The organism is Terrisporobacter muris (genome assembly GCF_024621905.1).
Taxonomy (GTDB): domain Bacteria; phylum Bacillota; class Clostridia; order Peptostreptococcales; family Peptostreptococcaceae; genus Terrisporobacter; species Terrisporobacter muris.
Map to the genome: position 1 here is coordinate 1 of NZ_JANKBY010000208.1, position 6,416 is coordinate 6,416.

The window sequence follows — 6,416 nt, forward strand, 5'->3', positions numbered from 1 at the left end:
AAAGATATTTTTTATTTTTGTTTCATATACTTTTATAGTTAAGATATAGAAATACATTTATATACATATTAATATTTTTTAAAAAGGGGATAGTTAGATGAAATTTTATCAATGGTATTCTCAAGCCTGCGGAGGTATTCTAGGAATAGTCTCCTGTATCTATTGTTATCTAAAAGGTGATTTACTAATCTACTCCAATTTAGACGGCAATTTCGATATAATCAGTTTTAATGGCATATTGGCCAGTTACATATTATATCCACTATGTTTTTTAACATTTATAATGGCTATACTTTTAGCAATACCAAATATGGGTCAGAAAAAAATAATAAATATTGAATTAACAAAAATTAATTCTGTTTTACTTTACTTAACTATATTAGTAGGTATTTTAGGGTGCAGTATTTATTTTATTATACCAGCTTTATTATTGCTACTTAAAGACTTATCATATGCATTTAAACACTTCAGATTCAAGCTTAATAGTAAATATGTAGCAAACACTGATATAGATCAAGATAATACAGAATCAAAACATGCTAGCGATCAACTTTTATCTACAAAAACAGAAATGGCAATCAACCTATTAAATAAAAATGCAAATATTAATTTTATTACAGAAGTAACAGGCTTATCTCAAGATTATGTTTCTAAATTAAAAAGAGAAGACACAATCGAAAAATAGTATAAAAATTATGAAGCATAATTTTTATACTATTTATAATAATGGTTTATGTAATATATTTAAAGAGCATTATAGTTAACCTTGTCACCTGAAGAAATAAAATTAATGATATCCTCATATATAGGTTTATCAAGTCCCATTATTTTAATAGGATCTCCGTTATATTTCATATACAAATATATATCATCGCCGTTTTCTTTTATACAACAAGACGATATATACTTATATTCATATGACTGTAGCAAATGAGGATGATCTCCAATCAATTTACAAAAGATTAACCTTCTATCAGAAGCTAACAATAAGCCTTCTGTATCTAGTATATCAAAAGCAGTAATACTTTTTAATTTACACTCAGTAAAAAAAGTTATTTTTTCATTTTCTTTTAGAAAATAGTTAAAATGACAAAGTTTCATTTAGTTCCTCCTCAAATATCAAATATATATTTTTATAACCCCTTTATAATATATTATATTTGATATAGCTACATTGCATCAATAAATAACTACATAATCGGCAAAAACTATTTCATTATAAAAAAAGGTATTTATATATTATGTATAGAAATAAATACTAAGTTAGATTTATTAGTACTTTAAATTATTATTTTTATCATAATATTCATGTAAAAAAAATTGAAATTAAAAATTGTTTTAAAACAAATCAAGGAGGATATTGAAATGGAAGTATTAAAAGTTTCATCAAAGTCTAATCCTAATTCTGTAGCTGGAGCTCTAGCAGGGGTACTAAGGGAAAAGGGAAGTGCAGAAATACAAGCAATTGGTGCAGGAGCATTAAATCAAGCAATAAAATCTATCGCTATAGCAAGAGGTTTTGTTGCTCCAAGCGGGCTTGATTTAATCTGTGTACCTGCATTTACTGATATAGAAATCGATGGCGAACAAAAAACTGCTATAAAGTTAATTATAGAGCCTAGATAGTATGGAATTGTTTTAGATATAATCATGTGGGAGATCTACATGATTATATTTTTTTGAAATAAATAAAAATGACTAAAATATGCATTAGTAAAGAATTCGAAGATTATTTATTTTATAAATATAACCTTAATCAAATAACCATATTTGTTAAAAGTTCATTATATATAGATATCTAGAAGTGCCAGTGCCTAAGTTTAAATAATAAATATAGTCAAAATAAAATAATAAGCATAATTCTGATTAAAGTCATTATTATTATAAAAAGAGTGGTATATTATACTAGTTTCTAAATGTATATTTAGGGAATAGTTAGCCATTACTATTAATAAAAGTACTCTTTTTTGTCATTTTTATTATAATCCATATTCTTGCTATTTTTATAATCATTTAATTATTTTTTTATTGTAACTCTCACATTTTTATGGTATTTTCATTTAAGATAATTGTTTTTAAGGTGGTATTTTATATGAGTAAAAAAACATTAAAAATTAATAATAAATCAGACAAACCAAATAACATAGTTTTAAAGGAACATGAACTTATAGAAAAATGTATCTCTTTCGAAAATAAGCTTCCTCCTTTTATGAAGGACTACTTCATATATCTAAAAGGTTCTGTAGCCGTTTCTACAAGATCTGCTTACTTAGAAGATATATGTTTTTTCTGTGATTATATAGTTAATGAAACTGAATTATCAAATGCTAAATCAACTGAAGAAATCACACTTGAAGAATTTAATAATATTAAAGCTAGAGATGTTAACTTATTTTTAGGAGATTATTGCCCTAGATATTATAGAGAAAGAAATAGTACTACGTTAATCTACGAAAATAATAACCGAGCTTTAGCTAGAAAAAAATCATCCATCTCTACTCTATTTAAATTTTTATATAGAAATGAGCAACTTGATAATAACATTACAGATGGTTTTAACCCTATAAAGCTTCCTAAGCCTCAGCCAGATGCCATAAAGAGACTTGACATAGATGAGGTTGCTAAAATGTTAGACGCCGTAGAAAGCGGCCAAGGATTAACAGATAAGGAATTAATCTATTGGGAGAAAACTAAACTAAGGGACAAGGCTATTTTAGCTTTATTTGTTACATATGGTCTTAGATTAAATGAACTTCGAGAATTAAATATTTCTTCTTTTAATTTTTCTAGAGGCGAATTTAAGATTTATAGAAAACGAGGCAAAGAAGTCTTGATGCCAATTAATAAAACTTGTGAGTATGTGGTAAAGGACTATATATACCACGAAAGACCAAATAGTGAGTTATTAAATGAGGAAGTTAAAGATGCTCTCTTTTTATCCTTACAAAAAAAACGTCTTACTCCAAAATCAATTAGACAATTAGTAAAGAAATATACTTCCATCTGTATGAACACAACTAGGGATAATGGCTATAGTCCACATAAGTTAAGAGCAACTGCTGCCACTTCTCTTATACAATCTGGATTTTCTATTTATGATGTAAAAACATTATTAGATCATGACAATGTAACTACTACACAACTATATGCTGCACATAAAAAGAATATAAAAAGAGATATTGTCAATAATTTTGAATGGATAGATGAAAACAATAAAGATTTATTAGATGAAGATAAAGAAATAAATATAATTAACGATAAAAATAACGATTAATTATATAATATATAGAATCAAGAACAAATGTTTGTGTCATTAGCTTCTATGTGATACAATATATATATATGATAGTTATTATAGATAACTATTAACATACTAAATAGGAAATGAGTGATTTTATGTATTTAGATTTAACAAATAAACAGGCAATGATATTTGAATTTATAAAAGAACAACAATTAGCTAAAGGTTATCCACCTTCAGTAAGAGAAATTTGTTCTGCAGTTGGATTAAAATCTACATCAACTGTTCATTCACACCTAAATAAACTAGAAAAATTAGGTTATATAAGACGAGATCCTACAAAGCCAAGAGCAATTGAAATATTAAACACTAACTCTACGGATGATGTTACAGGTATGAACCAAGAGATAATTCAGATTCCTGTTGTAGGTCAAATTACAGCTGGCGAACCAATACTTGCTGAGCAAAACATCGAAGAGTACATTCCATTACCTTCTATTTTAGTACAAGGTAGAGATAACTTTATACTAAAAGTTAAAGGTGAAAGTATGATAGGAGCTGGAATACTAGACAAAGACTATGTGATTGTCGATAAAAATAATCATGCTTCTAACTCTCAGATAGTTGTAGCTTTAATAAATGGTGAATATGCCACTGTTAAAAGATTCTTTAAAGAAGATAGATTAGTTAGGCTTCAACCAGAAAATGAATTTATGGATTCTATCATCTTAGATGAGCGAAATATTGAAATTGTTGGTATCGTAAAAGGTGTTTTTAGGACATTATAAAAAGTCTTCTACTAAAAGTAGAAGACTTTTTGTTTTATAATAATTATTTATTATTATGCTAAATTTAAAGCTATTTCCATCATCTTAGTAAATGCTACTTGTCTTTCATGAGAAGATGTAGCCTTACCTTCAAGAGGACAGTCTGATATAGTAAGTATAGCAAGTGCATTAACTCCTGCTCTAGCAGCATTCATATAAAGTCCTGCAGCTTCCATTTCCACACACATAACGCCCATTTTCTTCCAAGATTTTAAATCTTCAAATCCTTGGTCACTGTAGAACACATCACTTGATAATATGTTTCCTACATGAACATCTGTACCTTGTTCTTTTGCAACTTCTACAGCTTTTGAAACTAAATCATAGCTAGCTATAGGTGCATATGTACCTGGTAAGTTATATTGAGAAGCAAAGTTTGAATCTGTACAAGCTCCCATTCCTATAACTATATCATAAAGGTCTAATTTGTCGCTTAATGCTCCAGCAGAACCTATTCTTATAAGATTTTTAACTCCATAGAAATGAATTAATTCAAATGAATATATTCCTATAGATGGTATTCCCATTCCTGAACCTTGAACTGATATTCTTTTACCTTTATAGTATCCTGTATAGCCGTACATTCCTCTTACAGTATTGTACTCTGTTACATCTTCTAAGAAATTTTCTGCTATAAATTTAGCTCTTAGTGGATCTCCTGGTAATAATACTGTTTCAGCTATATCTCCAACTTGTGCCCCTATATGAGGTGTTGGAACTGGTGATTTGCTCATAGTGTTTCCTCCTATTTTGTTACATACTTTTTATATGTATCTGTTATTCTACTCTATTATATTATACACACAATTTAATGTAAACATATAAATTTATTTTAATTGCTATATCAATATTGTAATTTTTTATATAAGAAACATAAGTTCATTTATGTAAATTAAGTAATGTAAATTAAGTAATATAGTTTAAACATTACCATTTAGCATTAAGTTTTCAATCATACTTGATAGCTCCTCATCAGAATACGTATTAAATGATTTATTATAAAAGTCTTTGAAATATGAGTTTCTAGCAAATATCAAGAAGGATGATTTCTTTAAATACCTATTAACTAGTCTGGCATCATCAATCATTAAATTATCTAGTTCATCTTTATCGCCGTACTTTTTTATACCTTCTAAAATATCTATATATTCTCCATCATCTAAACATATTAGTGCCTCTTTATGTAGTTTATTTTTAATATTACATATTTGTTTTAAATTGTCTGTTTCCAATCTAAAATAACTCCATTCAAAAGCTTCATCATAATAGTGGAAAGAAAGCTTCTGAGGTCTTACTATATCAATAGTATTATCTGTAATAAGTTCTATACATTTATCCTCGCTAGAAAAGTCAACTCCATATAATCCTAGCTTTTTACCTTCTGGATAAAATATATTTGCTACCTTATCGCTACATAATGTGAATAATACATTCAAAATATCTATCTCATCAAACCATGCACATTCATTGGGAATAGCAACAGGAAAAATTTTTATGATCTTCTCTTCCCAATCTTGAATATTCTTATAAGTTCTATCCTCTTCTTTTGACATTAATAAACCTCCCTGTGAATAAAATAATTTTCATTAAACTATTATAATTATTATGAAGATATATATATTTTTATACATTTTTATTAATTATTCTTCCATATTATATGATATACTTCTAAGAGATAGTTCTTATGAAAGGTGGACTTAATTATGTTCAAACAAACTAAACCAATTATTAGTATTATACTACCTGTACATAATACAAGCCCTTATTTAGAAGAATGTTTGAACTCCATACATAATCAAAGTTTTAAAAACTATGAACTTATTTGTATAGATGATGGCTCTTCAGATAATTCCTATGAAATATTAAAAAAATATGAAGATATAATCACAAATTGTAAGGTGATTTATCAATGCAATCAAGGGGTTGCCAGTGCTCGTAATACGGGATTAAAAAATGTGTCAGGTGATTATATTGTATTTATTGATAGTGATGATTATATAGAATACAATTACTTAGAAAGACTTTATAACGAAAGTTGTAATACAGATGCCGATGTAGTTATTTGTAATTTTTATAGATATTATGATAATGCAAATTTAAAATTACCAGTAATATATAAAAAAAGCTCTGGACTATACTCTAGCCATGATATATTGAAATCTCTAATACCAGATAACCTTATACATTCTTATTTATGGAATAAATTATGGAAAAAAGATTTATTTGATAATTTAGAATTTCCAGATATAAAATACGAAGATATTTCCTCCGTCTTCTTTTTTTATTAAGAAACCAAAAACTATTATTATAGGTATAGAAATTACCAACCCAATTATCGCAACTATTAT

General features: G+C 26.9%; 8 protein-coding genes. 5 read left to right on the plus strand and 3 right to left on the minus strand.

The genetic code is table 11. The features are described 5' to 3' along the window. Positions 1-97 precede the first annotated feature (97 nt). The gene (locus tag NSA58_RS13900; RefSeq protein WP_074079567.1) at positions 98-685 is read left to right on the plus strand and encodes a hypothetical protein; all 588 of its coding nucleotides are present in this window, start codon (positions 98-100) and stop codon (positions 683-685) included. Positions 686-744: 59 nt separating this feature from the next. Here NSA58_RS13900 and NSA58_RS13905 read toward each other — a convergent pair whose 3' ends face one another. Then, positions 745-1,101, minus strand: a complete 357-nt coding sequence (locus tag NSA58_RS13905) for a PH domain-containing protein (protein ID WP_039677847.1) — start codon at positions 1,099-1,101, stop codon at positions 745-747. 264 nt (positions 1,102-1,365) lie between these two features. Between NSA58_RS13905 and NSA58_RS13910 the strand changes: the two genes are divergently transcribed. From NSA58_RS13910 to lexA, 3 genes are all read left to right on the plus strand, one after another. Continuing rightward, complete coding sequence (locus NSA58_RS13910; protein WP_039677848.1) at positions 1,366-1,626, plus strand: stage V sporulation protein S; 261 nt, start codon at positions 1,366-1,368, stop codon at positions 1,624-1,626. Between the two features lie 466 nt (positions 1,627-2,092). After that, positions 2,093-3,274 (plus strand): tyrosine-type recombinase/integrase, encoded by a 1,182-nt coding sequence (locus tag NSA58_RS13915; RefSeq protein ID WP_039677849.1) that lies wholly within the window; start codon positions 2,093-2,095, stop codon positions 3,272-3,274. A gap of 122 nt (positions 3,275-3,396) precedes the next feature. Then, the gene (gene lexA / locus NSA58_RS13920) at positions 3,397-4,029 is read left to right on the plus strand and encodes a transcriptional repressor LexA (protein WP_039677850.1); all 633 of its coding nucleotides are present in this window, start codon (positions 3,397-3,399) and stop codon (positions 4,027-4,029) included. A 53-nt stretch (positions 4,030-4,082) separates the two neighbouring features. Here lexA and deoD read toward each other — a convergent pair whose 3' ends face one another. Together deoD and NSA58_RS13930 are read right to left on the minus strand one after the other, a co-directional pair. After that, entirely contained in the window at positions 4,083-4,802 is a 720-nt protein-coding gene (deoD, locus tag NSA58_RS13925) for a purine-nucleoside phosphorylase (RefSeq protein WP_039677851.1), read from the minus strand. Between the two features lie 186 nt (positions 4,803-4,988). Further along, on the minus strand, positions 4,989-5,621 hold the full coding sequence (locus tag NSA58_RS13930) for a hypothetical protein (RefSeq protein WP_039677852.1): 633 nt from the start codon (positions 5,619-5,621) through the stop codon (positions 4,989-4,991). A 150-nt stretch (positions 5,622-5,771) separates the two neighbouring features. On the opposite strand from NSA58_RS13930, the gene NSA58_RS13935 reads away from it, so the two are divergent. After that, a complete protein-coding gene (locus NSA58_RS13935; protein WP_257560588.1) occupies positions 5,772-6,356 on the plus strand; it encodes a glycosyltransferase family 2 protein in 585 nt (194 codons plus the stop codon). Positions 6,357-6,416 lie beyond the last annotated feature (60 nt).